The following is a 24,473-nucleotide window of genomic DNA, read 5'->3' as shown; positions in this document are numbered from 1 at the left end:
CCTCCCCTTCGTCTCTTTTGTCTGTCGTTGTCTCAAACCAGCCGCGCGAAGAATGCGCTCCAGGCTGGAAGATTGACCTTGTCGTTCTTGATCTCGGCCGTAAAACCATGGCCGTCAAGCGCTTCCACTGGCTCCTTCGGCAAATCAACCGTAGCGGCCGTACCGCTCATGTTGAATGCGCAGAAGAGCTTCTCGTTGCCGTGGCTGCGCACGAAGGCAAGCACGGGCGCATCGGTGCTGCGGAACTCGATCTCGCCTTTGGCAAAGGCCGGATGCGCCTTTCTGAACTGCAGGAAGCGTCGATAGTGCTCCATGACCGAAGCGGTGTCATCCTTCTGCGCGGAGACCGCCCGGTTCAGGTGTTCGGCCGGCACCGGCAGCCAGGGTTTGGCATCGCCGAAGCCGCCATTGGCAGCAGTGCTATCCCAGACCATCGGCGTGCGGCAGCCGTCGCGCCCCTTGAAGTCGGGCCAGAACTGAATGCCGTAGGGATCCTTCAGATCCTCGAAGGCAAGCTCGGCTTCGGTGAGAGCCAATTCCTCGCCCTGATAGATGCAGACCGAGCCGCGCAGCGACATCAGCAGGCTTGCCAGCAGCTTGGCGTGCGCGTCGCGATCGGCAACGCCATCGCCCCAGCGACTGACATGGCGAACGACGTCGTGGTTGGAAAAGGCCCAGCAGGCCCAGCCCTCCGGCGCCGCCTTGTGAAAGTCGCGCAGAACCTCGGCGACACGCGCCGGTGTCAGAGCGTCGGGCGCCAGGAACTCGAAGGCGTAGCACATGTGCATCTTGTCGCCGCCGGAGGTGTACTCGCCGGCGATCTCGAGACCACGCTGGCTGTCGCCGACTTCGCCGACCGCCGCGATTGCCGGAAACTCGTCCATGACAGCACGGAACCGCTTCAGGAACGCAAGGTTCTCCGGCTGGTTCTTGTCGTAGAGATGTTCCTGATAATTATACGGGTTGACCGCCGGTGCAGTGGAGGCGTTGCGCCGCTCCGGCGCCAGCGCCGGATTGTCGCGCAGCTGTTTGTCGTGGAAATAGAAGTTGATGGTGTCGAGGCGGAAGCCATCGACGCCGCGCTCCAGCCAGAAGCGCTCGACGCCCAAAAGCGCCTCCTGCACATCAGGATTGTGCAGGTTGAGGTCCGGCTGCGAGGTCAGGAAGTTGTGCAAGTAATATTGCAGCCGCGTCGGATCCCAGGCCCAGGCCGAGCCGCCGAAGATCGACAGCCAGTTGTTCGGCGGCGTTCCATCGGGTTTCGAGTCTGCCCAGACGTACCAGTCCGCCTTGGCGTTCGCCCGGCTGGCGCGGCTCTCGACGAACCAGGGATGCTGGTCCGAGGTATGGGACAGAACGAGGTCGATCATCACCCGGATACCGAGCCGATGCGCCTCGGCGATCAGCGCATCGAAATCGGCGAGATTGCCGAAGATCCCGTCGACGTCGGTATAGTTCGAAACGTCGTAGCCGAAATCCTTCATCGGCGAGGTGAAGAAGGGCGATATCCAGATAGCATCGGCGCCGAGCGAGGCGACATGCGGCAGGCGGGCGGTGATGCCCTTCAAATCGCCGATGCCGTCGCCGTTGGAGTCCTGGTAGGAGCGCGGATAGATCTGATAGATCACCGCGCCTCGCCACCAATCCTTGTCGGCCTGCAAAATGGATTCGCTCATTTCAGTCATGCTCATTCCGTTCAGAAGTCCCTGTGAGGTCAACCACCCTTGACCGATCCCGCCAGCAGGCCGCGCACGAGGTAGCGCTGCAGGCTGAAGAACACGATCAGGGGGACGACGATGGTGATGAAGGCGGAGGCGGTCAGGATTTCCCAATTGCCGCCGCGAGAACCCAAGAGATTGACCAGCCGGCCGGTGAGGACCAGTTCATCCTGGCCGGCGCCGAGGAAGACGATGGCGACGAGCAGGTCGTTCCAGGTCCACAGGAACTGGAAGATCGCGAAGGACGCCAGCGCCGGGAACGACAGCGGCAGGATGATCTTGACGAAGATGTCGAAGTCGCTGGCGCCGTCGACGCGTGCGGATTCCATGATCTCGCGCGGCAGGCCGGCCATGTAATTGCGCAGGAGATAGATCGCCAGCGGCAGGCCGAAACCGGTATGGGCGAGCCAGATGCCGACATAGGTCTTGGCCGGCACGCCGAAGAAGGCGCCGACGCCGTTATAGAGTTTCAGAAGCGGGATCAGCGACATCTGCAGTGGCACGACGAGCAGGCCGACGACGACCGCAATCAGGATCGCGCGCCCCGGAAACGGCATCCAGGCGAGCGCATAGGCGGCGAAGGCCGCAATCAGGATCGGGATGATCGTCGAAGGAATGGCGACCGTCAGCGAGTTGATGAAGGAAGCGCCGATGCCTTCGGCGCTCAGCACTTCGACGTAATTGTCGAAGGTGAAGCGCGGCGGAACGGCGGCGGTGAAGAAGATGCGCTGGCCGCGCGAGCCTTCCATCTTCGTGTCCGAGACGATCTCGAAGCTACCATCGGCCTGGACGGTCAGCTTCTCGCCGTCGTTGAGCTCAGCAGTTTCGCCAGGCTTGAAGGCGGTCGGCTTTTGGCTCGAAAAGCCGAAGGCGGAAACCTCACCGGCAGAGGTGCCTTCAAGCACGTCGCCCGAGATCACGAACTTGCCGTCGCGTTCGACCTGGGTATCGGCACCCGGCGCGCGGGCGACGATATTCTGGGTCGAAGTCGACAGTGCCGTCCACCAGCCGGAAACCGCGAGCTGATCCTTGTCGCGCAGCGACGAGATCAACAGGCCGGCGGTCGGCAGCGTCCAGAGGGCGACCAGGAGAAGAACAGATAGATGTACGGCCCAGGTGAGAGGGGAGCGTGTCGCCGGGTTCATCTCAGTGCCCCTTCATTTCTTTGGCCGCATTGCGGATGTTCCAGATCATGATCGGGATGACGAGGACCATGATGACGACGGCGATCGCCGCACCGCGCCCAAAGTCGCCGCCGCCGCGGAACATCCAGTCGAACATGAGATTGGCGAGCACCTGGCTCTGCCATTGCCCGTTGGTCATCGCCAGAACGATATCGAACACCTTGAGGACCAGAATAGTGATCGTCGTCCAGACGACGGCGATCGTGCCCCAGATCTGCGGCACCATGATCTTGAAGAAGATCTGCCAGCCGTTGGCGCCGTCGATCACGGCGGCCTCGACCGTCTCTTCCGGGATACCGCGCAGGGCGGCCGAGAGGATCACCATGGCGAAGCCGGTCTGGATCCAGACCAGGATGGCCATGAGGAAGAAGTTGTTCCAGAAAGGCAGCGTGATCCAGGCCTGAGGATCGCCACCGAAGGCAACGACGATCGCGTTCAGGAGGCCGATCTGCTCCGTGCCCTCGGCGCGATAATCATAGATAAACTTCCAGATGACGGCGGCGCCGACGAAGGAGATCGCCATCGGCATGAAGATCAGCGTCTTGGCGATGTTGCCCCACCAGATGCGGTCGGTCAAAGCGGCGATGACCAGCCCGAAGAAGGTCGCGAGCGCCGGCACCACCAGCAGCCAGAGGAAGTTGTTGAAGATCGACTGGCGAAACTCTCCGTCGTTCAGCATCCAGACGTAGTTACTGGCACCGACGAAGTTTTGTCCGGCGCGGTCATGCAGGCTGAACCAGACCGACATGATCACGGGGTAGATGAGGTAGATCGTCAACGCGAACAGCGCCGGGGCGAGAAACAGCCATGGCCGGATGGCATTGGTGATGCGCAGGTTGCGCGACGCCTCGACACCAGATCTCCCCTTCGATGGGAAAATCAGATCGAGAATGAAGCTGGTTCCCCAGAAGTAGGCGGCGCAGCCGAGAACCCCGGCCACCATCGTTCCTACGGCAAAGACGAGCTGTTGCATGACATGTCCCTCCCCCTGAAATGCACTTTGCGTGCAGGGCATGGCGATTGTCGCCGTTCTCGTTGGGGCCCTGCCGCGCCAAGCGTTCAACGGACCCAAGGACAGGACGGGCGGCGCAATCGCCGCCCGTCGTCCATTTTTACTTGATGGCGTCCCAGGCCTTCTGAACGCTGTCGGCAACGTCGGAAGCGGACTTGCCGCCGACGAAATCGACCATGCCGGTCCAGAAGGCGCCCGCGCCGATCTTGCCGGGCATCAGGTCGGAGCCGTCGAAGCGGAAGGTCGTCGCATTCAGCAGGATCTCGCCCTGCTTCTTCAGCGGCGGGTTGCCGTAGGCATCGACGTTGACGCTCTTGTAGGGCGTCAGGAAGCTCGTCTGCGCCATCCAGACTTCATGCGCGATCGGTGTCTTCAGGAACTCGATGAAGGCGCGTGCCGCCGGCGTGTCCTTGGTGATCATCGCCAGCGTGCCGGCACCGAGAACCGGATTGCCGAGATCCTTCTTGCTGTCATAAGGCGGCATGTAGAAGAAGTCGGCATCCTCGCCGATCACCGTGCCCTCAGGGAAGAACGACGGAATGAACGAAGCCTGGTGATGCAGGTAGCACTTCGGCGGCGACGCGAAGAGCCCCTTCGGGCTGTCGCGGAAGTCGGAGGACGCGACCGCTGCCGCGCCGCCGTCGACGAACTTGTCGTTCTTGGCAAACCAGCCGAATTCGTCGATCGCGCCGACGACTGCCGGATCGTTGAACGGGATCTCGTTCTTGACCCACTTGTCGTAGACATCGGCCGGCTGCGTGCGCAGCATCATGTCTTCCACCCAGTCGGTGGCCGGCCAACCGGTCGCGCCGCCCGAGCCGAGGCCAATGCACCAGGGCTTCTGGCCATCAGCGGCGATCTTCTCGGTAAGCGCCTTCAGCTCTTCCATGGTCTTCGGCACTTCGTAGCCGGCGTCCTCGAAGTTCTCAGGCGAATACCAGACCAGCGACTTCACGTCGATCTTGTAGGGGAAGGCATAGAGGGCGGCGTTACCGTCCTTGCCCTTGTAGGTCGAGAGATCGACCCAGGACTGGCCGGCCGCATAATTGTCGAGCAGCCACTTCTGAGTATCATCGCCGAGCGGCGTCAGGTAGCCCTTGGACGCCAAGTCGCCAATCAGGCCCGGCTGCGGCAGGATGGAAATATCGGACGGGCTGCCGGCCTGGGTGTCGATGACGATCTGCTGTTCGTAGTTTTCAGAGGACGAATATTTGAGCTCGACGCCGGTCGCCTCGACGAAATAGGCATAGACGCTCTTGAAGAGCGCTTCGTCCTCGCCGCGCCAGGGTCCGAAGATCGTCAGCGTCTGCCCCTTGAGGTCGTGACCCTTCTTGAATTCCTCGAAGCTCGCCCAGTTGAATTTGGAATCTTCGCCAGGCTTGAACTTCAGATCCGCAGCGCCGGCAGCGCCCGCAAACAGCGCCAGCGCAGCCACGCTCAACAGAAATGATCTCTTCACGGTGTTCTCCTCCCAAGATGAACCCGGATCCCGCCGGGCAGATCATCAACGCGCAAAATTCAAAGCGCTTTGAGTTTGCTAACAAACCATTCCGACACTCCAGGAGTCAAGAGCTTTCGATTCACCGGCCTTCTGCCGACAGTATTTTGCTTTGCGGCAACTTTTTGCAGCGCGAAGTCGGCTAATTCCGCTTTGTATGATGAAAAACGAGTGTTACAGAATTCGAGGGCGCTGGATCAAACCATAAAAATCATACGGATATTCAAAGCGCTTTGGGAGGGAAATTGACCATGGCGGTCAATCTCAAGCAGCTCGCGGAACTGCTCGGCCTGTCGCAGACGACAGTCAGCCGGGCGCTGAACGGCTACCCGGAAGTCAATGCGGAAACCCGCCAACGCGTGCTGCAGGCCGTGCGCGAAACGGGCTATCGGCCGAACCGGGCCGCCCAGCGCCTCGCTACCGGCAAGGCCTATTCGATCGGCATGGTCATGCCGATAGCGGCCGGCATCGATTCCGACGTGCATTTCGGCGAATTCCTCGCGGGCCTCGGCGAGGAAGCGGTCAAGCACGACTTCCATTTCGTGCTCAATCCGAGCGCGCCGGAAGACGAGGAGGCGACCTTCCAGCGCCTGGCCGCCAGCGGCAACGTCGACGCACTGTTCCTCGCCTATATGCGCGCCAACGACCCGCGCATCGCGATGCTCAAATCGCTGTCGATGCCCTTTGTCGTCCATGGGCGCTCGATCGGCGAGGCACGGGACTATCCTTTCCTCGACATCGACAACACCGGCGCCTTCTATGACGCGACACGGCTGCTGATCCAGCTCGGGCATCAGCGGATTGCGCTGATCAACGGACCCGACTACCTGACCTTTTCCATCCGCCGCCATAAGGGCATGGCCCGGGCGCTGGCCGAGCATGGGCTCAACCTCGACGAAACCCTCGTCCACCACTCGCTTATGACCGACGAACACGGATATCGCAGCATGCAGCGCTTCCTGCAGCAGCCCGACGCGCCGACCGCGGTGCTCTGTTCAAGCACCGTGCTGGCGCTTGGCGCCGTCAGGGCGATCAACCAGGCGGGACTGGCGATGGGCCGCGACATCTCGCTGATCGCGCATGACGATGTGCTGCCGATGCTGAAGCCGGAGAATTTCAGCGTGCCGCTGACGACGACGCGGTCGTCGCTCCGGGCAGCCGGCGGGCGCATCGCGACCCGACTGATTGCAGGCATCCTCAAGAGCGGCGATTATCCCGACCAGGAACTCTGGCGCGCCGAATTGATCGTCCGCGCCTCGACTGGCCCCGCTCCGCAGAAATGAAAACGCGCCGCAGAGGCGGCGCGTCAGATATCGACGGATACCAATTTGCGCTGATCAGAAGCGCGGCGGCTTGCGACCCGCCTTGCGATAGGCAGCGATGACGGTGTTTGCCATCAGCATGGCGATGGTCATCGGACCGACGCCGCCCGGTACCGGCGTGATGACGCCCGCGACCTTTTCCACTTCGGAAAATGCAACGTCACCGACGAGCTTGGATTTGCCTTCGCCCTTTTCCGGCGCGGACACGCGATTGATGCCGACATCGATGACGGTGGCGCCGGGCTTGACCCAATCCGCCTTGACCATTTCCGCACGACCGACAGCCGCCACGAGAATATCGGCATTGCGGCAGACTGCCGGCAGATCCCTGGTGCGCGAATGGGCCGTCGTTACGGTCGCATTGGCGGCAAGAAGCAGGGCCGCCATCGGTTTGCCGAAAAGGTTCGAGCGGCCGATAACCACCGCATTCAGGCCCGAAAGGTCTTCGCCATGGGTCTGGCGCACGAATACCATCGCGCCGGCGGGCGTGCAGGAAACCAGACCGCCTTCGAGATCGCCGGTCGCAAGCTTGCCGGCGTTGACGACGTGCAGGCCGTCCACGTCCTTTTCCGGCAGGATCGACTGGATGATCGGTTCGGAGTTCAGATGCTTCGGTAGCGGCAGCTGGACCAGAATGCCGTGGATGGCGGCGTCCGCATTGAGCTTGGCAACCAACGCCGCCAGATCTTCCTGGGTCGTTTCTTCAGGCAAGGTGTGCTGGACCGACTGAAAACCGCATTCCTTGGCCATCTTGCTCTTCGAAGAGACATAGGCATGGCTTGCCGGATCATTGCCGACGATCACGACCGCGAGACCGGGGCGCACGCCCGCATCAGTTTCGAGCGCCTGTGTCGCGGATTTCACGGCCTCGATAACCGAAGCGGCAACCTGCTTGCCATCAATCACAGTCGTCACGGCATTCCTCCTGGCTTCCTGTTCGCGGGACACTCTAATTCGCCTCGGGAAAGGCGATTGCCTCAAAGCGCCCTATGCTGTCCCAAACGCATAAATGCAAGGGGTCGGCATGGCCAGATGCACGTTTGCAGCGCAGGCCGCGACATTTCCTCTCATCACTGAAAGGCTGCCTGCTCGTTCTTCGCAGATGCTGAGGTTCAGCGACGCGCGACCTTCTGGCGGGAGTAGCTCTCGACGCGCGACCTGAGCGCGCGAAGATCGTCCTGCACCTTAGCGATGCCGAGATCGTCCTCGGGCTCGATAGCCAGGGGCGACGGCCTTGTCGGGGAAGCCTGGCTTGCCAGCTCGCGCGAAGCGAGATAGGCGGCAGCCAGCGACTGCGCATGGTGGGCTGCTGGCGAGAATGGCGGCGGCAGATCCGGTTCGCGCGCCTTCATTTCTTGCTCATTGCGCGCGCCAGGCCCCGGTTCCGGGTCGGTGCCCGGCTCTGGCGGATCCGGGTCGACAGTCTCCGGCGGCGCACCCCTCGGGCCGACAAACAACCCGTTCAGGCTGCGATAGATGCCGAGCAGGATACCGAGACCGAAACCGGCGAAAAAGCCCGCAAGCGTTGCGCCGATGACGATGATCTTGCGCGACGGCCCCTTGGGCTGCAACGCAGGCTCCGCCCGCGAAACGACGCGGATGTTCTTGGCCGTCAGCTTTTCTTCCTCGCGCGTTTCGCTGGCGCGCTTCAGGAAGGACTCGTAGATTTCGCGGGTCGCGGCAGCATTTCGCTCCAGTTCGCGCAGCTCGACCATCTCGCCGGACGAATTGATCTGGCGGGCCTTCTGCGCTGCGAACTGCCGGACCAGATCCCGCTCCGCACTCTCGGCACGATCGAGTTCGGTCTGGGCGGTGGCCGCAATGCGCCGCAGCTCATTGGCGATCTCGGCGCGGGAGGATTCAAGCGACTGTACGGCGGCAATGCGCTGCGGGTGACGGGGACCGAGGCTTGCATCGAGCGAGCTCAACTGCGCCCTGGTCGCCGCATATTGCTTGCGCAGCTCGGCGAGCGCCATCGAGCTGACTTCCTCCGGAAAGGCGCCGGTCAGCACGTCATCGAGCCGGACCTTGCCGGACACGTCGGCCTTCGCCTTTGCTTCGGCGATCCGGTTGCGCGCAGCAGCGACCTGATCGCTGAGGCTGAGCAGTTGTTTGTCGGCGATCAGCTCGCCGCCGGCGCCGACGATATCGTTGCGCGCCTTGTATTCCTCGATCGCCTTTTCAGCGGTATCGAGTTCGGCCTTGAGTTCGGAGATACGCTGATCGAGCGCCGCGGTGGTCTTCTGGAAGAAGCCGGACTGTGCCGCCGTCTCCTCGCCCAGAAAGGTTTCGACCAGGCGGTTGACGATCAGCGCCGATCTCTCCGGGCTTCGGCTCTGCGCTTCGACGATGACGATGAAGGTCTTGGGATCGCGCCAGACGCGGATGGCGTCGCTCAGTTTCTGCAGGGTGCGCGGCGAGACTTCGCCTTCCGCCGCGCCAGTTCCTGAAAACTCGGCATCGTTCTGCAGATCGAGATCACGTGCGACCTTCTCCATCACGGTGCGCGAGCGCAGAACCTCGAGCTGGCTGTCGACAAGCGCAAGAATGGCTTCCGTCGCCAGCGACTGCTTGGAGAGATCGGAATCCGTCAGCCGCACCTCGCGCGGGTCGATATAGAGCCTGCTCTCCGAGAGATAGATGCTGGGTGTCGACAGGGCGATCGCGACGCCGGCGACGGCGCCGAGTATCGTCGTGGCGGCAATGACGAAACGAACCTGCCAGACGGAGCGAAGCACGGCCTTGATGTCGACGAGCGGTCTGTCACCGGGTGGCAGCAATGCATCTCCACCCGAACCGTCGGAGGCGTCGTCCGCATCCCGACCGGCCAGCCACCGGGCAATCTTGCCGTCCGCACCGCCAAGGCCACGCTGCGGCCGAGTAGCCGGACCGCTCAGTGCCGACGGTATCTTGGGTTGGGGTGTCGCGCGAGCTGCATGCCGCGACGCGGCATAGCCCGGCTGTGTAGCCGCTTGATCGGCCTCGACAAAGCGGTCGAGCAACGACGAGCCGGCGGATCCTCGGCCTTTGGCGTCGGGCTTTTGCGCGCGCGCCGAGACCCGCGGGCCCCCTGCTGCGATATCGAGCAACGATGCACGCGGAACCGGGCGTTTTTCGTCGTCGACGTTGAACATGACTTATCCCGCGGCTGCCGAGATGGCGAATTCCGAATAGTGAATTCAACCTAAGGAAACAGGGAAAACAAATGGTTAATTTTGGAGAAAGAACCAACCCCAGAAACGGGCGATCTCACGCCTTATTAAGCTTTCCCGCCTATGACGGGAGAGACTCCTGGAAGTTCGATCGTGCACCACCGCATCAAAGCGCTTTATCTTCGCCACAGGGCGCTTGTTCACGCCTATCTCTCGATGACGGGGGGTTCGGCGGGGCGGCTCGTGTTGTCGCTTGCGTATTTTATCGCTGTTGCCAACACGCTTTCCATCGCCGATTTCGGTCTCTTTGCCACGGCGTCCGCCGCCGGCATCATGATCTCGCGCGCACTTGCCTTCGGCTTCATGTCGCCGCTCTACCGCGTGGCGACGGTGAAACCGCTGCTGGTGGGTACCTATAGCGCCGGGTTTCTCGTCGGCGCGCTGCTTTCCCTGCCGGTGATCGCACTGATCTGCGTCGGCACCTTCATCGCGCTTTTTTCACGCGACATGTCGGCCGGCACCTTTGCGGCCTTCATGGCGGCCGAGATCATCTGTTGGCGCGGGCTCGAAACGGCGGTCATCGTTCTCAACGGCCTCGGCCGCTTCGGCCGCGGCGCTCTGCTCGTGGTCATCGCCACGGCAATCCGCACGGCGGCGGCGCTGCTGTTTGCGCTGCTTCAGGTCAACACGCTTGGCGCCTGGTCGCAGTTCTATCTCGCCGCCAACGCCATCAGCCTCGTCATCGCTCTCGTACTGTTTTACCCAAGGGTGCGTCTTCGCTGGCAGCCCCGGCTCTACTTCCGCCGCTGGGGCGATTCGGTCTCGGTCGCAGGCGCCGAAATCCTCTTCTACATTCAGTCGGAGTTTGACAAGATCGCCGTGCTGGCGATCGGCGGCCCGGCCGTATCCGGCATCTATGCGATCCTGATGCGGCTTGCCGATCTGACCGCCCTGCCGGTGCGCTCGTTCAACACGCTGCTCGTCCAGCGGATCATGCGCACACCCGATGCGATCGCCCGCTGGCCCGTTCGCCTATCGATCGAGTTTGCCGTGGCTGCCGCCTCGTTTGTCGCCATCGCTGCAATGGCCGTTTATCTTTACGTTTTCCCGAACGGTCTGGGCCATAACGTTTCGGCTGCAGCACCGATCGTGGCGATGATCCTGCTGGTACCATCGTTCCGCAATCTGATCGAGTATCATTCGGAACTGCTCTATGCGACCGGCCGCACCGTGCGGCGCATGGCCAACCTGCTGGTCGCGGGCGTGGTGAAAGTGGGGTTGCTTGCGATGCTGCTGACGACGACCACGGATGTTGCCGAGTGGGCGCCATCGCTCAACCTGATCTTCCTGGTTTTGTATTTGCTATCCTTCGGCCTGACCTATACCGCGCTGAGCAAGCCGGCCAACCGGGTCATCTGACGCGAGTTCGACCACGGCCTTGCGGATATCGTCGAGATCGTGGCCGACGAACGACTGGACGCCGATGCCGATCTGGTGCGGGGCCATATCCCTTAGGAAATCCCTGAGGCCGGCAATGCCCTGCCGATAACTGTCGTCGAACCAGAGCACGTGGCAAAGTGCATCGGATGAGGGCTTGTGCCCCTGCCCGCCCATAACCTCGTCGACGAAGCGGCCATAGATCGTGCATTCGGAAAAGGCGCGTGTTTTTGTCACCGCTCGAACCCAGTTGCGGCCATGCAGCGCTTCGACATGGTCGACGAGCTTGCGGCATGTGTCGTTGCGCCAGGCGATCAACGTATTGATGTAATCGTTGGCCGGCAGCGCATAGGGGCCGATACCGAGAAGCCGATCGGAATGCGCAAGCCATGCCAGATGATTGGAGCGCATATTTGCGTCAATCGCCGCATCCTTGCGGTAAAGCGTCAGTCGGCCGTCCCGCCAGAGTGTGGCGGGGTCGAAGTCGCGAAGGAAGACGACATCGGAATCGACCGCGAACATCGCCGCCTCATCGATATGGCGGGCAAGCGCCAGACGTCGAAGCTGCTGAACGTGCCAGCCGCGCAGTGGTAGGCCAAAGGGGCTCAGCCAGATCTTGCGGCGCCCGCCCGAGAGCGGGTCGGTGACGGGACGCAGCCACCAGGGCAGAAGATCGCGCTCGTCGATGACCTGCCGCCGCGATCCTTCGAGCTGCCGGAAAAGCGTGACGTCGAAATCGGCGACGAGCAGATAGTGCACCCAATCGCCCTGCAGCCGCCGATCCATGCTTTCGCACATCAGGCGGCAGCGCTCGAAATCATTGGCGTAGGACGCAGTGACAACAGCGGTTCGCCTGGAGGGCTCGGTCAGCATTTTCGCGCTCCGAGGCTGGAGTTGCCGACGCTTTTTCGAGCGCGGCCCGTCAGCTTGTGCAGGAATACACGCAGCAGGAACAGCGGGTTGCCGAGGACATAGCGGCGCCACATGCGCTTCGGCTCAAGAGCCAGCCGGTAGAACCATTCGAGCCGCAGCTTGCGCAGAAGCTTCGGCGCACGCGGGAACTCCTGAGCGACGAAATCGAACAATGCGCCGACGGTGATCACCAGCCGTGCATCCTGCGGGCCGACATAGGTATCGACCCATTTCTCCTGCATCGGGCTGCCCATTGCCACGAGAAGAATATCGGCTCTCAGAGCCCGCACGTCGGCGAGCAGTTCGCGCGACCGGCTGCGATCGAAGAAACCGTCCGAAACAGGCAGGAATTCGTGCCAAGGCGCGTGTTTGCGAAAGTTCTCGGCCGCGCGCGCCAATACGTCCGGCCGCGCGCCGATCATCGCGATCCGCATCGGCCGATCGAGGTAGGTCAGCAAGGCCGGAACGAAATCGGTGCCGTTGAGATTGGCCGGGAACATGCCTCCATGGAACAAATAGGAAGCGATATCGACGCCGTGGCCATCGGGAAATACGATCTGGCGGCGCAGCACATCCCGATATTCGGTGTCCTTCAACATCAGGTTGGCGTTGTTCGCATTGAGAAAGGCAAGACTCACCTGTCCACTGCTGCGAGAAACCGCGTCGTTGGCAAAGGCGAAAGCGCTCGCCCAGCCGAGATCGGCGACCGGCATGCCCAGGATCATGCGCTGCGATACCGCAACGTTCGAGGCGGCGACAGATATGGTCACGACCGGCCTCCGTCGTGGACCTTCAATCGTGGTCGAACCTGGGCGCTTGCGTCATTTGCGGCAAGGCCGGGCAACACATCCAGCATGACCTGCATCATCCTGGCCTTTTGAGTCCGGTGGAACGCTGCGCCGTCCAGGCGCTGCGAAAGGCCGGCGCGCGCGTGGGCGACCTTTTCCACCAGCAGGCGGGCAAACTCCCGGGGATCGTCGGTCGGCGTGCAATTTTCCGGGATCGTCTCGATGCCACGCAACGAAGCCTGCGTGGCAACCGACGGCATGCCGAGCTCGAACGTCTCGATACTTTTCAGCTGTACCCCCGTGCCGCCACGGCTGATCAGCGGCACGACGGCACTGGCCGCAACGAAGGCGCGGGCGTCCGGCACGCGACCAACGAAACGAATGCCCGGATGCGAAACGACAGGCGCTCCATCCAGTTGCCCGGCGATCGCGATCGACATGTCCTGGGGAAGATGGGGCACGACCTGATCCAGGAACCAGTCCAGGCCGAGCCGGTTCGGCCGCCAGCTCCAGGTGCCGATCAAGCCGAGGTCGTGCTGGCGCTGCACATCAGGCACAATCGGCGCGTCCCAGCCGGTAACCAGCGGCAGCACGAATGCCCGGTCGTAAACAGCACGACCGAAACCGAGACGATCCGCCTCGGCGAAGGTCCACAATCCGACGGCATTCTGCGCCAGTTGCTGTTCGTAGCGTTCGAGATACAACGCCTCGCGCCGAAAGAGGAAGCGCTCCAAAAGGCCCTTGGCACGCTCGGCATTTTCCAGGGCGGAATCGGCCTCGACATTGTGAGCGACATAGATCGACGGATAGGACCTGAAAACTTGAGCGAACGCCGCGGGCAGTTGCACGGAATTGAGGACCAGACCGTCGAAGGGTGCAAGCCCGTCGAGGATCGACTGGATCCGGCCCGCCGATACGCCAAGCATCTTGGCTGACGACACCGAGGTGCGATTGAGAAAAGCGGTCGCAAGCCAGCTCAGCTTTTGCAGGCGGCCAGCCTTGGCATTGGTCACTTCCAGTTCGCCAAGCAGGTGCATCTCGCAGTCGGGCGCCGGGCGCCGCCCGGGCTGCAGAAATCCGATGACACTGACCCGATGGCCAAGCGCGAGCAGACCGTCAAGCACCGCACGATTGGCGATATCGAAACCGGAGGCGGGATTGTCTACGGGAACGAGTGAGGAAACCAGGACCAGATGCATTTTGCCACACGTCATGGATGGAGCATTGCGCCTTTCTTTAGCAGCGCGGGGTGAAGGACCGCTTAAAGCATTCATTCAAAAGTCGTTTTGCCGGTTCAGCATCTGTTTAGGAAGATTTGCTTTAGTGCTTGCCAGCAATCCGCTTGCACAGGTTTCACGATGACGTCTATCGGCCAGGATATTTCCGTCTATTTCCGGACCGAGTTGGAAGACGCCGGTGACATCGAACTCGTCGTGGTGCTACCGACCTTTCGGCGCCCGGAACATGTCATCAAGACGCTGAAAACCATTGTTTCCCAACGGCCTGACGTTGCCTTTGCCACGGTCGTCATCGAGAACGACGATGAAGGTCTGGCAGGTGCTGCGGCGGCGAAGGACTTCTTCCTCGGGCACCCGTCCGACTCCATCGTCATCATCGCCCACCAGCGTGGAAACTGCTACGCCTACAACGCCGGCTGGGCGATGGCGCTCGAAACCTATCCCAACCTGCGCGCCATTGCCATCATCGACGACGACGAGATCGCCTCACCCGAATGGCTCGATTGCCTCGTCACGGCACAGCAAGCGACCCAGGCGGACATGGTCGGCGGTCCACAGCTGCCGGTTTTCGAGGATATGAGCGGGCAGAAGTGGAAGCGGCACCCGGTGTTTACGCCCCATTATGAGACGACAGGACCTGTGCCTATCCTGTTTTCTTCGGGTAACGTGCTGGTGACGCGCCGGGTTCTCGACGCCATGCCGCGCCCGTTTCTGGACCCGGCTTTCAACTTCATCGGTGGCGGCGACGCCGACTTCTACAGCCGCAGCAAGGAGAAGGGGTTTTCGTTCGCCTGGACCAAGGAGGCCTGGGTGGCGGAAACGGTGCCGGCACGGCGCACCAACGCATCATGGATCCGTGCGCGAAGCCTCAGAAACGGGGCAATTTCGACGATGCTCGAGCACCGCCGGGATCCGAGCTTTGGCGGACGGGTGAAGACCTTCGGCAAATCGCTTGCGCTGCTTGGCGCCGCTATCCCGCGCGGCATCAAACTATGGAGAAAAACCGGTCTTGCCGCCGCCGGTCTCTACCACTTCTATGTGGCTGTCGGGCGGCTGATGGCGGAGTTCGGCCTGGTCAACGAACAATACCGCAACCCCGAAAAGAACTGAGCGCCGCTGAGTGGCGATCAGTGGGTGCTGGCGTTGATGCTGCCTTCCGGCAACTTGTCGTTGGCGACGTTGCCGTTCTTGTCGACGATGGCGACCGGCTTCTGACGCGGGACGTTCTGGCCGTTGGCCACGCGCTTGACGTCGTCCTTGGTCAGATATTCGAGCTGTTCGACGAGGACCTCGGTGATCACCTCGCCGCCAAGCTTCTTGTTGAGCCCATCCTTGACCGTCGACTTGAAGGTCGGCAGGTCGAACGTGCCTGTGTCGCCGACATCGATGAACCTCGAACCGACCAGCATGTCGTAGAGTTCGTCGGTGACCATCTGGCGAAGCGGCGCGCGCAGATTGTTGATGCCTTCCTTCGTCGCCGAGAAGGAAAGCTTGGTCAGGAAATAGCCCTGTACGGCGCCGTCCTTGATGACGGGAACCGTGATCATTTCTCCCGGAACATATTGCTCCGATGCACGCCGCGTTGCTTCCGCATCCGAGACGACGGGCGCCGAGGCGCTCTGCATCGAATAATAGACGGATCCGAGCGTGACGGCGCAGACCCAAACCCCGGTGAGAACGAGCTTGAGCATTCAGAAATCGCTATAGCGGAACTGCGCTTCGGAATAGATGCCGTCGGCATCTGCATCCTGGGCGGCGGTCTTCAGCAGATCGACGACGGATCGCACTGCGTCGAGGTGGGCTTCGACCTTTTGCGAGTTGATCTCGAGCTTGTCGCGCAGGTGACGGGTCTGCGACGCGAAGGCCGGCGAAAACTCGCCCGGCAGCGTATCGCGGTGCAGCATCGTCAGTTCGTAGAGGCAACGGCTCTTGTGCGCGTTCGACGTCTTGATATCGAACTCCGGATCGACGCCGATACGGCTGTTCTCATTGTCGATGATCATTTCCAGCCGGCCGAGCACGTTCTGGATCCGGACGTCGTTGGATGCCACAGCTTCCATAAATGAACTCCCAATTAAGCTTGTTTGTTTTTATCGTCTTCAGTCGTGTAGCCAGTGAGCGTCTTGCGCTCGTATTCCTGCACGAGGCTTGCGGCCAGGTTTCGGCTGTTGCCATCGAGCGAGGCATTGACACGTTCGCGCGCATCGCCGGCAGCCAACTGGTCGGCAATGCCGATGCCGCCGCTCTTGGAAATGACATCGCCGATCTGCTCGGCCATCATGCTTTTCCAGATGTCGCCGGACGTGCCCTTTCCGAAAACATTCTCGCTGTCGTTCGGAAGCATGGATTTCACGAAATTCTGCAGGATCATCGCTTCGAACTTGCGATAGGTCTCGGGAACCTTCTTCTGCTCGACCCGGTTGTTGATATCGCCGAGGCCGCTCGATCCCTCCGAAGAGTTGAGGACGTTGACGGCGGCGGCGAAACCGTTGCCGTTTTCGGCGAGGCTCGTCGCCTGGAAGGCGGCGCGATTGGCCTTCAGCCGGGCCTGCGCTTCCTGCACCTCGGCCGGATCGGCCGCGCGCACGACGTCCATCACCAGATCGCTGGGCGGAGAGATAGCCATGACAAATCCTCTCGACAACGGCATCGCAGCGACCCCGACCGGGCCGACGCAATCGCGCGTTCAACATCTCGACCGAACGTCCCACCACACGGGGGTGGAGCGTTCCGGATGTCGCACTATCGCCCGTCAACCTTACCGGAAGCTGGCGCTTGGCGGGCAACGTGTTGATCGATCAGGTCATAGATCGAATTGTCGGCCTCTTCCCGGTCTTCCGATTGCCGGGCATCCTTCATGTTTTCCTCGAGCCGGTCGGCCTTGGCCCGCTCCTTCAGCATGCGCGCTTCGTGCGTCTGCTGGATGCCGAACAGCATCTGGTCCTTCTGCACGAGGCGCCCGACCTGCGAGGAATAGTGGCCGGAAAACATGCGATGCATCGGATGGGCCGAGCCCATGGCATCGACGACGACATCAATCGTCTCGGCCAGGGCCTCGCGCTGCCGCACCATCTCGACAAAGTCAGCCTCGGCCATCTGCTCGAGATGCCGTTGGACTGCGACCAGGCGCTTGAGCTTCTGCGACCGCGTCTTCATGTGGCTATCCCCCTTGCATGACCGGCGCAAAGCCGTCGCCGAACAGGCGCAGCATGGCGGCGATACCGAGATAGAGCAGGAACATGCCGCCCATGATCAGATAGGGCTGCGAGATGAAGTAGATCGGGATCTGCGGCGCCAGCTTGTTGACCATGCCGATGGCGACGTTGAACAAAAGGCCATAGATCAGGAAGGGGCTCGCGAGCCTCAGCATGATCATGAAGGTCTGCTCGAGCGAATCCGTCAGGGTGATGAGCACGCCCTGCGGATCGAAGACGCTGCCGACCGGCATGACCCGATAGGACTGGGCGATCGCCTCGAACATCACGTGGTGGAAATCGAGCATGAACAGGATCATCAAGCCGGCAAAACTGATCATGCTGGTGAGCTGGTTTTCCGCCGTGTCTTCGATCACGTCCGACGACGGCGGCGGGCTGAAGCCCATCAGCATCGTTATCGTCGTGCCAGCGAACTGAAGGCCGAGCACATAGTAGCGGGCAACCAGGCCGATGACCGCGCCGACGGCGGTTTCGGCAGCGATCAGGTAGATATAGGTGTGTCCCTTGCCGGTCACCTGCGGATAGATATCGGTCCACATGACGGGTAGGATCGCCATGGAGATGGCGACCGCGATGAACAGCCGGATCTGCATGGGAATGCGCGCGGTCGAGAACCCCGGCATGATCATGATACACGCCCCGATCCGGCAGAATGCCGCAAACAGTGCGAGCACCGTGCCCTCGGGGTCGGTTATCATGAAATAGAGCCGATGATCTTGATCTCGAGGCCCTTGGCAAGCTCGACATGCGAGAGCACGGGCAAAGTGGCAAAAAGACGCTCGATGATCATGCGGACATAAGAACGGGATTCGGGCGAACTTACCAGTACGAAGGGCATGCCGCGATCGAGATGTTCACGGATAACTTTCGTCGCCTGCTCGCTGAACTCTTCGAGATGGCGCGGATCGATGTCGAACTCGACGACTTCACCCTTTGCGTCGCGCTTCAGCGCCTGGTGGAACACCATATCCCATTTGTTGCCGAGGCGCAGGACGCGCAGGACGCCGTTGTCGGCAAGGTCGCCGCACAGCTGCTGCGACATGCGCACACGCACGTGCTCGACGATCTGCTCCGTCTTGCGGACATGCGGCGCGAGTTCGGCCACCGCTTCGAGGATCAGGTGCAGGTTGCGGATCGATACCCGCTCCGCCAAGAGCAGCTTCAAGACTGCCTGCAGGCCGGAATAGGACATGTGCGAAGTGCAGATTTCGTCGGCCAGCTTGCGGTATTCCGGGTCCAGCCGATCGATCAGTACCTTCACATCCTTGTAGGACAAGAGATGCGGCAGGTTGTTGCGGATCACTTCGGACAGATGCGTCAGCACCACCGAGACGTTGTCGATCGGGTGGAAGCCTTCGCGCTTCAGGTCTTCGGTGAATGTCTCGAGGATCGAGACCGCCGGCATGCCGAAGGCGGGCTCACGGATCTCGTCTCCCGGCACGCTCGGACGGCGGCCGCCGCCTGTGACCACCAGAACTTCACCGACACGCACCGTGTTGGAGGCGATCGTCGTGCCGTGGATGCGCACGTGATAGGCCTTGTCCGGGATGCTGATGTCGTCGGAAACCTTGATCTCCGGAATGACGAGACCGTATTGACCGGCGAACTTGCGGCGCATCTTGCCGACGCGGAAGGCCAGTTCCTGGTGCGCGCCGAGCAGTCGGGTCGACACCTGCTTGCCGAGCAGCAATTCGATCTCCGCCGTCTTCAGCACCGATTTGACCGAGTCCGCCTCACCGTCCTTAGCCTGCTGGGCCGTCGCGGCTTCCTCCATCCGGCGCGCCGCATTTTCCGCCTCGATCTGCCGCGGAATGACCCAGCTCAGGAACGCCATGCCGCCGCCAAGGAACGCAAACGGCAGAAACGGCAGTCCCGGAACCAGCGCAAGCAGGATGATCAGACCGGAGGCAACCATCAAAGCGCGGGGATAACCACCGAGCTGCCCGACAACGGCCTGGTCGGTCGAGCCGGCGGTTCCGCCACGCGACACGAGGAGGCCGGCGGCGAGCGAGACGATCAGCGCGGGGATCTGTGAGACCAGACCGTCACCGACGGAAAGCTTGACGAAGACGTCGGCCGCTTCGCCGATCGGCATGTCATGGCGCAGATAGCCGATGATGATGCCGCCAAAAATATTGATCGCGGTGATGATCAGGCCGGCGATCGCATCGCCGCGCACGAACTTCGACGCGCCGTCCATTGCGCCGAAGAACGAGCTTTCCTGCTCCAGTTCGCGACGACGATGCTGCGCTTCCTTTTCGTCGATCAGACCGGCCGAAAGGTCGGCGTCGATCGCCATCTGCTTGCCGGGAATGGCATCGAGGGTGAAGCGCGCGCCGACTTCGGCGATACGCGTCGCACCCTTGGTGATGACGATGAAGTTCACCGTGATCAGGATCAGGAAGACGATCAGACCGATGACGAAATCGCCGGACATGACGAGGCTGGCGAAACCGGAAATGACGCCGCCGGCGGCGCCGTGGCCTTCGTGACCGTGGGAAAGGATGACGCGCGTCGTTGCGATATTCAACGCCAGGCGAACCATGGTCGAAATCAAAAGGATCGTCGGAAAGGACGAGAATTCGAGCGGCCGCTGGATCCACAGCGCCACCATCAGGATCAGGACCGAGAAGGCGATCGAGAAAGCCAGCCCCATGTCGATCAGGAACGGCGGGATCGGCAGGAAGAGAATTGCCAGGATCATGACGATCCCGAGCGCAAAGCCGATGTCCCGGCCCTTTGGTGCTACTTTCGGGATGATCAACGCCGCTTGCTGTGCCATGTCTCTTCCGTCTCTTCATGAGAGGTCGGGCAGCATTCACACGCGCTGCCCCAATCTTAAGACTGGAGATAGAGGCCCAAGCTTGCGCGAAGGTGGTAGCGCGACAGCGCCGCGCGTCAAATATGACGCGCAAAGGACGCTGTATCGCTTTAAACTTGCTGCATAATTTCATTCTTAAATCGGATCCGATTTAAGAATGAAATTATGCCGTAAGGCGCGCTCAGAATCCGGACTGGATTCGGGAGAAGACGATGTCGGTGAAGATCGAGATCTGGGCGCCGATGAAAGGCGCGGAAACAGCGACCGTGATCATCACGGCAAGGATCTTCGGTACGAAGGTCAGGGTCATTTCCTGAACCTGGGTCAGCGCCTGAATGAAGGCGATGACGACGCCGACGATCATCGCGGCGAGAACGGCGGGCCCCGAGGCAACGATCACGGTCCAGATCGCAGCCTGCACGATATCGAGGGCATCCGCCTCATTCATAGGGGTATCACTTTACCTTGACGCCTGGGCCGATAACGAGCTCCTTGCCGTTATCCAGCACTGCAATGATTCCGTCAGAGTATAGTTTGACTTCCTTGACAACGCCAGTGACTGTGCCGTCGGCATTGGTGACAGTCTTGCCGATCACCGCGTCCGCCTCGCTGAGCGACGTGCGCTGCAGCAGGCTTTCGAGATTCTTGTTGGTCTTGATCGTCTGTTCGACCTGCGAGAAGGTCGCGAGCTGCGCGATCTGCTGCGTGGCGTCCATCGGCTGCGTCGGGTCCTGATTCTTCATCTGGGCCACGAGCAGCTTGAGGAAGCTCTCGTAGTTCAGCGACGCCTTGCTGGCGTCGTTGCCAGAGTCGGCACCCGAGACGATCGGGGTGTAGTCATTGTTGCTGACGCCGCTTACCGCCATGGTGCGATCTCCTTGCGAATCTGCTCGACCGTGGCCGGCGTGATTTCCTGCGTGTTGAGGATGCGGTCTTCGATGGCGTAGAGCCCACGGATCGCCTTCAGCGCTTCGAAGGCGCGGCCGTTGGTGACCAGGCCGTCGACCCGCTTCAGTTCGGCCAGGATCTCTTCGTTCTTGAAGCAGTTAAGCAGCATGACGACCGACTTGCGGAACATTGCGGTCGATTGCTCGGCGCCTTCCGGGTTGATCAGGATCATCTGGGCGATGAAGTAGAGCTGCTTCAACGGCGTCGTCGCGTCTTCCGGCTGAAGCACGTGGTTTTCCAGAAGGAAGGTCACGTCATTCAGGAATTCGACGGCGACCTTGCGGTCAACGCGAAGCACCGCGCCGTTTACAAAAATTCTTTCGCCCGACTTCAGCGAGATACGCAGTGTGCTCTTCATTTCAGTCCATCCCTGATGATGGTGGTAATGTCAATTATGCCCTGGAAGTTGGAGGATTCGCGTTTGCGGATCTTTTCCGTCTCGTTGAGTATCCAGATGGCGATCGAAATCAGATTGGCGCGCAGCTCTTCGTTGAGCTGGTTTTCCGGAGCGCGAAGATCCTCGATGAAGCGGATCCAGACGCGCCGGGTGAAATAGATCGCCTCGATGGCTTCTCTCGAATACCCGTTCTGCTGTCTTGCGGCTTCAAGGAGCGCAATCGAGCGATCGAGTACCTGCCGCTCTCGATTCTTGGAGTCGGCAACGCCATCCTCCATGATCTCGGCATAGGAAAATTGGTACATTCAGACATCCTTCATGTTTGTCCGGTCGCCTCTTCTCAGAGGTAGTTGAGCAAGCTCATCTGCTGCAGTCTCGACGTCAGCGCGTAGGATGTATCGAGCTGGGTCTTCAACATATTCACGCGCGTTGCGTTTTCTTCCTGATCGATGCCGTTGACGTCGATGATGTGGGTCTTGATGAGCTTCTCCTGCGCCTCGATCGAAGTCGTCGCCTTCTTGACGCGCGACTCCGAGATACCGAGCGAGCTGCGTTCCCCGTTCAGGCCGGCAATAGCCTGCTCCATGTAGCCGAATGCGGCGTTGTTGAGCGTGTTGCGGACCTGCGAATTGACGTTCTTGTCCATCAGTTCCGACGAGATCACGCTGGCAAGCGCGAACATCCGGAAGCTCTTGGTATTGGCGTTGGTCGAGCTCTCGATGACCTCGCTGGCGCTGATCCGGCTCGTCATGTTCTGGCTCGAGGCATCAGACCAGTTGGCATCCCAATCCGTGCCCATGAACATCGGTTCGAGCTTGGTCGTGATGAAGTCCTGCATCTGTGCCGGCGTGAACTGGCTCATGTCGGTCAGGCTGTTTGTCGACATGTAGCTGCTGAGCGCCGTATCGAATGCGGCCTTGGCCGCAGACGGAGGCACGGAGTTGTAGTCCGCGAGCGGCTTGACGTCTGAGTTGATGCCCGAAAACAGGAACTCACCGTTGAAAGAGGTGTTCGCCGCCGATGTGAAGATCTGAAGCGCGCCATTCACTTCGGACTTCAGGATCTTCATCGCGTCGACGCTGTCGTTGCCCTTGTAGGTCACAAGCGTGTCGCGCACCTTCTCGGCGGCCTTCTGCATCGTCTCAAGCGCGCCCTGGGAGGCGGAAAGCCTCTGCGTGACCACGGCGTTGGTGCCCTTCAGGGAGCCCATCCTGTCCAGCTCGCGCTGCAGATTGAGCGATCGCGACGTCGACGCCCCAAGCGTTAGGCCGATGTCGTAGTGAATGCCGCTCGTGCTTTCCTGGGTGCGTCGCAGCAACTCGGCCTGAGTCTGCTGGATCGTCAGGCGCATGGCGGTCTGAATCGCCAGGTTCGAAACGAAGGATGTCTTCATGATTACCTCACAGCTTCCATAAGGGCCGCCATCATGGCGTCCACGGTGCTGACCAGCTTGGCCGATGCTTTGTAGGATTGTTCGAGATCGAGCAGCAGCGACAGTTCTTCGTCGATGCTGACGCCAGTCTGCTTGCTCAGCGCTTCCGCCGTGCGCGACAGCAGAGCCGACTTGTTGTCGTCGGCTGTCGATGCCGTCTTGCGGAACTGCTCCAACCAGCCGACGGAGCTGGTGGCGAAATTCAGAATGTTGCTGTTGCTGTCGAGGCCGGACGCTGGGTCGAACGCCATGTTCTCACCCATTGCGTTGATGAAGCCGTCCAGCAGGGCGGTATAGCCTGCATTGCCGGTGGGGTTGTTCGACGTACCGTCGAAACCACCGTCGCGCAGCATCAGCGGGTCTGCCTTGGCAAGCGCGTTGACCGTGATCTTCGATGCCATGCCAGGCACGATGCCGACTGGCGGAATACCCGCCGTTCCCCAGGTAAACAGGCCGGGCTGGCCGCCTTCCTGGAACATCGTCACCAGGCCGCGGGCGATTTCGTCGAGCTGCGACTGGAATTTCGGCCCGACGTCGTCGCGCAGCTGTACGAGTGCTGCTAGCTTGCCCTTCGCCGTCGTATCGGCGCCGGTTCCCGCGGCAATCGGCACGCCGTCGACATAGATCTTGTTGCCGACTGTCGTCGCGTCGTAAACGTTTTGCGAGGCGAAGGTGACCGAGCGCGGAATCGTCTCGAACAGCACGGTCCCGTCGGTGGTGAAGATCACAGTGTCGTTGTTGGCGCGCGTCGTCGTCGAAATGCCGACGATCTCGGAGACCTGCTTCAAAATCTTGTCGCGCTGATCGAGCGCGTCGTTCGGGTCCGACCCTTGCGCCGTTGCCGCCTTGACGGCGTTGTTGGCCTTTTCGAATTCCGCCAACAGGCCATTCAGCTTGTCGACCTCCAGCGCGATTTCCTTGTCGGCATTCTCGCGCATGTCCTGGACGGACTTGGAGGCCTTGTTGAGCGAATCCGCCAGGTCCCCGGCATCAGAAACCGCCGTTGCGGCGATCGTCTTGTTGCCAGGGGTCGCGGCAAAGGTCTGAAGGCTGTTGCGGAAATCGGCCAGCAGCTTGGAAGGCGCCGTCTCGTAGCTGTTGCCACCGAGCGCCGACTTCATCAGTTCCAGCCCTTCCCGCAGCCTTGCCTGGCCCGAGGCCTCGCCCATGCCGGCGATGCTCTGTTTGAGCAGCGCCTCGTTCTGGGCACGGTAGATGGATACGACCTGCGCGCCATTCGCCGTGCTTCCGAGCAAAGCAAGCCGACGCGAGTAGTCCGCGTTGCCCGCGTTCGCGATGTTCTTCGACACGATCGCGGTTTGCTGCGCCGTGTTGCTGAAAGCCTGTTGTGCGATGGATATTGCGGAGGACAGCGACATAACGCGGACCGTATCTCTTT

General features: G+C 61.2%; 24 protein-coding genes. 3 read left to right on the top strand and 21 right to left on the bottom strand.

The window, feature by feature from the left end; genetic code table 11:
- Nucleotides 1-32 precede the first annotated feature (32 nt).
- The 4 genes from IB264_RS03030 to IB264_RS03015 all read right to left on the bottom strand — a co-directional run bounded on the left by IB264_RS03030 (nt 33) and on the right by IB264_RS03015 (nt 5,373).
- Nucleotides 33-1,685, bottom strand: a complete 1,653-nt coding sequence (locus IB264_RS03030) for an alpha-glucosidase family protein (protein ID WP_025425963.1) — start codon at nt 1,683-1,685, stop codon at nt 33-35.
- Between the two features lie 29 nt (nt 1,686-1,714).
- Complete coding sequence (locus IB264_RS03025) at nt 1,715-2,863, bottom strand: carbohydrate ABC transporter permease (protein ID WP_025425962.1); 1,149 nt, start codon at nt 2,861-2,863, stop codon at nt 1,715-1,717.
- A 1-nt stretch (nt 2,864) separates the two neighbouring features.
- A complete protein-coding gene (locus IB264_RS03020; protein ID WP_025425961.1) occupies nt 2,865-3,875 on the bottom strand; it encodes a carbohydrate ABC transporter permease in 1,011 nt (336 codons plus the stop codon).
- Nucleotides 3,876-4,014: 139 nt separating this feature from the next.
- Nucleotides 4,015-5,373, bottom strand: coding sequence for an ABC transporter substrate-binding protein (locus IB264_RS03015; protein ID WP_025425960.1), 1,359 nt, complete (start codon nt 5,371-5,373; stop codon nt 4,015-4,017).
- Nucleotides 5,374-5,663: 290 nt separating this feature from the next.
- Here IB264_RS03015 and IB264_RS03010 point away from each other — a divergent pair, with 290 nt between their 5' ends.
- Nucleotides 5,664-6,695, top strand: coding sequence for a substrate-binding domain-containing protein (locus IB264_RS03010; RefSeq protein ID WP_025425959.1), 1,032 nt, complete (start codon nt 5,664-5,666; stop codon nt 6,693-6,695).
- A gap of 54 nt (nt 6,696-6,749) precedes the next feature.
- Here the strand turns inward: IB264_RS03010 and folD are convergent, their stop codons facing one another.
- A complete protein-coding gene (folD, locus tag IB264_RS03005; RefSeq protein ID WP_025425958.1) occupies nt 6,750-7,649 on the bottom strand; it encodes a bifunctional methylenetetrahydrofolate dehydrogenase/methenyltetrahydrofolate cyclohydrolase FolD in 900 nt (299 codons plus the stop codon).
- Nucleotides 7,650-7,846: 197 nt separating this feature from the next.
- Complete coding sequence (locus IB264_RS03000) at nt 7,847-9,868, bottom strand: GumC family protein (protein WP_025425957.1); 2,022 nt, start codon at nt 9,866-9,868, stop codon at nt 7,847-7,849.
- A gap of 234 nt (nt 9,869-10,102) precedes the next feature.
- Here IB264_RS03000 and IB264_RS02995 point away from each other — a divergent pair, with 234 nt between their 5' ends.
- A complete protein-coding gene (locus tag IB264_RS02995; RefSeq protein ID WP_225906256.1) occupies nt 10,103-11,305 on the top strand; it encodes a lipopolysaccharide biosynthesis protein in 1,203 nt (400 codons plus the stop codon).
- Here IB264_RS02995 and IB264_RS02990 read toward each other — a convergent pair.
- The 3 genes from IB264_RS02990 to IB264_RS02980 are packed head-to-tail and all read right to left on the bottom strand — an operon-like array spanning nt 11,249 to nt 14,222.
- Nucleotides 11,249-12,196, bottom strand: a complete 948-nt coding sequence (locus IB264_RS02990) for a DUF6492 family protein (protein WP_025425955.1) — start codon at nt 12,194-12,196, stop codon at nt 11,249-11,251. The genes IB264_RS02995 and IB264_RS02990 overlap by 57 nt on opposite strands.
- Nucleotides 12,190-13,005 carry a WecB/TagA/CpsF family glycosyltransferase gene (locus tag IB264_RS02985; protein ID WP_239637564.1) on the bottom strand — a complete coding sequence of 272 codons (816 nt, stop codon included), beginning with the start codon at nt 13,003-13,005 and terminating at the stop codon, nt 12,190-12,192. Before IB264_RS02985 ends, IB264_RS02990 begins: the two co-directional genes overlap by 7 nt.
- The gene (locus IB264_RS02980) at nt 13,002-14,222 is read right to left on the bottom strand and encodes a glycosyltransferase family 4 protein (protein WP_025425953.1); all 1,221 of its coding nucleotides are present in this window, start codon (nt 14,220-14,222) and stop codon (nt 13,002-13,004) included. Before IB264_RS02980 ends, IB264_RS02985 begins: the two co-directional genes overlap by 4 nt.
- Nucleotides 14,223-14,381: 159 nt before the next feature.
- On the opposite strand from IB264_RS02980, the gene IB264_RS02975 reads away from it, so the two are divergent.
- Nucleotides 14,382-15,371, top strand: a complete 990-nt coding sequence (locus IB264_RS02975; protein WP_025425952.1) for a glycosyltransferase family 2 protein — start codon at nt 14,382-14,384, stop codon at nt 15,369-15,371.
- 17 nt (nt 15,372-15,388) lie between these two features.
- On the opposite strand, the gene IB264_RS02970 is transcribed toward IB264_RS02975, so the two are convergent.
- The 12 genes from IB264_RS02970 to flgK form a co-directional block, all read right to left on the bottom strand.
- Nucleotides 15,389-15,952, bottom strand: coding sequence for a hypothetical protein (locus tag IB264_RS02970; RefSeq protein ID WP_025425951.1), 564 nt, complete (start codon nt 15,950-15,952; stop codon nt 15,389-15,391).
- Complete coding sequence (locus IB264_RS02965; RefSeq protein ID WP_025425950.1) at nt 15,953-16,321, bottom strand: hypothetical protein; 369 nt, start codon at nt 16,319-16,321, stop codon at nt 15,953-15,955. It lies immediately after the preceding gene.
- A 14-nt stretch (nt 16,322-16,335) separates the two neighbouring features.
- Nucleotides 16,336-16,887 (bottom strand): rod-binding protein, encoded by a 552-nt coding sequence (locus tag IB264_RS02960; RefSeq protein WP_025425949.1) that lies wholly within the window; start codon nt 16,885-16,887, stop codon nt 16,336-16,338.
- A gap of 116 nt (nt 16,888-17,003) precedes the next feature.
- Nucleotides 17,004-17,417 carry a hypothetical protein gene (locus IB264_RS02955; RefSeq protein ID WP_025425948.1) on the bottom strand — a complete coding sequence of 138 codons (414 nt, stop codon included), beginning with the start codon at nt 17,415-17,417 and terminating at the stop codon, nt 17,004-17,006.
- Between the two features lie 4 nt (nt 17,418-17,421).
- Nucleotides 17,422-18,174 (bottom strand): flagellar biosynthetic protein FliR, encoded by a 753-nt coding sequence (fliR, locus tag IB264_RS02950; protein ID WP_025425947.1) that lies wholly within the window; start codon nt 18,172-18,174, stop codon nt 17,422-17,424.
- Nucleotides 18,171-20,258: a flagellar biosynthesis protein FlhA gene (flhA, locus tag IB264_RS02945; RefSeq protein ID WP_025425946.1), complete on the bottom strand. Its 2,088-nt coding sequence runs from the start codon at nt 20,256-20,258 to the stop codon at nt 18,171-18,173. The genes fliR and flhA overlap by 4 nt, the downstream gene beginning before the upstream one ends.
- A gap of 220 nt (nt 20,259-20,478) precedes the next feature.
- Nucleotides 20,479-20,745 carry a flagellar biosynthesis protein FliQ gene (gene fliQ, locus IB264_RS02940; RefSeq protein ID WP_025425945.1) on the bottom strand — a complete coding sequence of 89 codons (267 nt, stop codon included), beginning with the start codon at nt 20,743-20,745 and terminating at the stop codon, nt 20,479-20,481.
- 7 nt (nt 20,746-20,752) lie between these two features.
- Nucleotides 20,753-21,163: a flagellar hook assembly protein FlgD gene (flgD, locus tag IB264_RS02935; RefSeq protein ID WP_025425944.1), complete on the bottom strand. Its 411-nt coding sequence runs from the start codon at nt 21,161-21,163 to the stop codon at nt 20,753-20,755.
- Nucleotides 21,154-21,603: a flagellar biosynthesis repressor FlbT gene (gene flbT / locus IB264_RS02930; RefSeq protein ID WP_025425943.1), complete on the bottom strand. Its 450-nt coding sequence runs from the start codon at nt 21,601-21,603 to the stop codon at nt 21,154-21,156. The genes flgD and flbT overlap by 10 nt, the downstream gene beginning before the upstream one ends.
- Nucleotides 21,600-21,947 (bottom strand): flagellar biosynthesis regulator FlaF, encoded by a 348-nt coding sequence (gene flaF / locus IB264_RS02925; RefSeq protein WP_025425942.1) that lies wholly within the window; start codon nt 21,945-21,947, stop codon nt 21,600-21,602. Before flaF ends, flbT begins: the two co-directional genes overlap by 4 nt.
- Nucleotides 21,948-21,982: 35 nt before the next feature.
- Entirely contained in the window at nt 21,983-23,035 is a 1,053-nt protein-coding gene (locus IB264_RS02920) for a flagellar hook-associated family protein (RefSeq protein ID WP_025425941.1), read from the bottom strand.
- Nucleotides 23,036-23,037: 2 nt separating this feature from the next.
- Nucleotides 23,038-24,453 carry a flagellar hook-associated protein FlgK gene (gene flgK / locus IB264_RS02915; RefSeq protein WP_025425940.1) on the bottom strand — a complete coding sequence of 472 codons (1,416 nt, stop codon included), beginning with the start codon at nt 24,451-24,453 and terminating at the stop codon, nt 23,038-23,040.
- Between the last annotated feature and the right edge of the window lie 20 nt (nt 24,454-24,473).

The sequence above is a fragment of the Ensifer sp. ENS11 genome, from assembly GCF_014851895.1.
GTDB lineage: Bacteria > Pseudomonadota > Alphaproteobacteria > Rhizobiales > Rhizobiaceae > Ensifer > Ensifer canadensis.
Note: the sequence above shows the minus strand (reverse complement) of the source record. Positions and strands in the feature narration are given on the sequence as shown.

What these genes read in the sequence shown, in the direction of transcription:
- IB264_RS03030 (WP_025425963.1), bottom strand. Translation starts at nt 1,685, where the DNA reads ATGACTGAAATGAGCGAATCCATTTTGCAGGCCGACAAGGATTGGTGG.
- IB264_RS03025 (WP_025425962.1), bottom strand. Translation starts at nt 2,863, where the DNA reads ATGAACCCGGCGACACGCTCCCCTCTCACCTGGGCCGTACATCTATCT.
- IB264_RS03020 (WP_025425961.1), bottom strand. Translation starts at nt 3,875, where the DNA reads ATGCAACAGCTCGTCTTTGCCGTAGGAACGATGGTGGCCGGGGTTCTC.
- IB264_RS03010 (WP_025425959.1), top strand. Translation starts at nt 5,664, where the DNA reads ATGGCGGTCAATCTCAAGCAGCTCGCGGAACTGCTCGGCCTGTCGCAG.
- IB264_RS03000 (WP_025425957.1), bottom strand. Translation starts at nt 9,868, where the DNA reads ATGTTCAACGTCGACGACGAAAAACGCCCGGTTCCGCGTGCATCGTTG.
- IB264_RS02995 (WP_225906256.1), top strand. Translation starts at nt 10,103, where the DNA reads ATGACGGGGGGTTCGGCGGGGCGGCTCGTGTTGTCGCTTGCGTATTTT.
- IB264_RS02990 (WP_025425955.1), bottom strand. Translation starts at nt 12,196, where the DNA reads ATGCTGACCGAGCCCTCCAGGCGAACCGCTGTTGTCACTGCGTCCTAC.
- IB264_RS02980 (WP_025425953.1), bottom strand. Translation starts at nt 14,222, where the DNA reads ATGCATCTGGTCCTGGTTTCCTCACTCGTTCCCGTAGACAATCCCGCC.
- IB264_RS02975 (WP_025425952.1), top strand. Translation starts at nt 14,382, where the DNA reads ATGACGTCTATCGGCCAGGATATTTCCGTCTATTTCCGGACCGAGTTG.
- IB264_RS02970 (WP_025425951.1), bottom strand. Translation starts at nt 15,952, where the DNA reads ATGCTCAAGCTCGTTCTCACCGGGGTTTGGGTCTGCGCCGTCACGCTC.
- IB264_RS02965 (WP_025425950.1), bottom strand. Translation starts at nt 16,321, where the DNA reads ATGGAAGCTGTGGCATCCAACGACGTCCGGATCCAGAACGTGCTCGGC.
- IB264_RS02960 (WP_025425949.1), bottom strand. Translation starts at nt 16,887, where the DNA reads ATGGCTATCTCTCCGCCCAGCGATCTGGTGATGGACGTCGTGCGCGCG.
- IB264_RS02955 (WP_025425948.1), bottom strand. Translation starts at nt 17,417, where the DNA reads ATGAAGACGCGGTCGCAGAAGCTCAAGCGCCTGGTCGCAGTCCAACGG.
- fliR (WP_025425947.1), bottom strand. Translation starts at nt 18,174, where the DNA reads ATGATAACCGACCCCGAGGGCACGGTGCTCGCACTGTTTGCGGCATTC.
- flhA (WP_025425946.1), bottom strand. Translation starts at nt 20,258, where the DNA reads ATGGCACAGCAAGCGGCGTTGATCATCCCGAAAGTAGCACCAAAGGGC.
- fliQ (WP_025425945.1), bottom strand. Translation starts at nt 20,745, where the DNA reads ATGAATGAGGCGGATGCCCTCGATATCGTGCAGGCTGCGATCTGGACC.
- flgD (WP_025425944.1), bottom strand. Translation starts at nt 21,163, where the DNA reads ATGGCGGTAAGCGGCGTCAGCAACAATGACTACACCCCGATCGTCTCG.
- flbT (WP_025425943.1), bottom strand. Translation starts at nt 21,603, where the DNA reads ATGAAGAGCACACTGCGTATCTCGCTGAAGTCGGGCGAAAGAATTTTT.
- flaF (WP_025425942.1), bottom strand. Translation starts at nt 21,947, where the DNA reads ATGTACCAATTTTCCTATGCCGAGATCATGGAGGATGGCGTTGCCGAC.
- IB264_RS02920 (WP_025425941.1), bottom strand. Translation starts at nt 23,035, where the DNA reads ATGAAGACATCCTTCGTTTCGAACCTGGCGATTCAGACCGCCATGCGC.
- flgK (WP_025425940.1), bottom strand. Translation starts at nt 24,453, where the DNA reads ATGTCGCTGTCCTCCGCAATATCCATCGCACAACAGGCTTTCAGCAAC.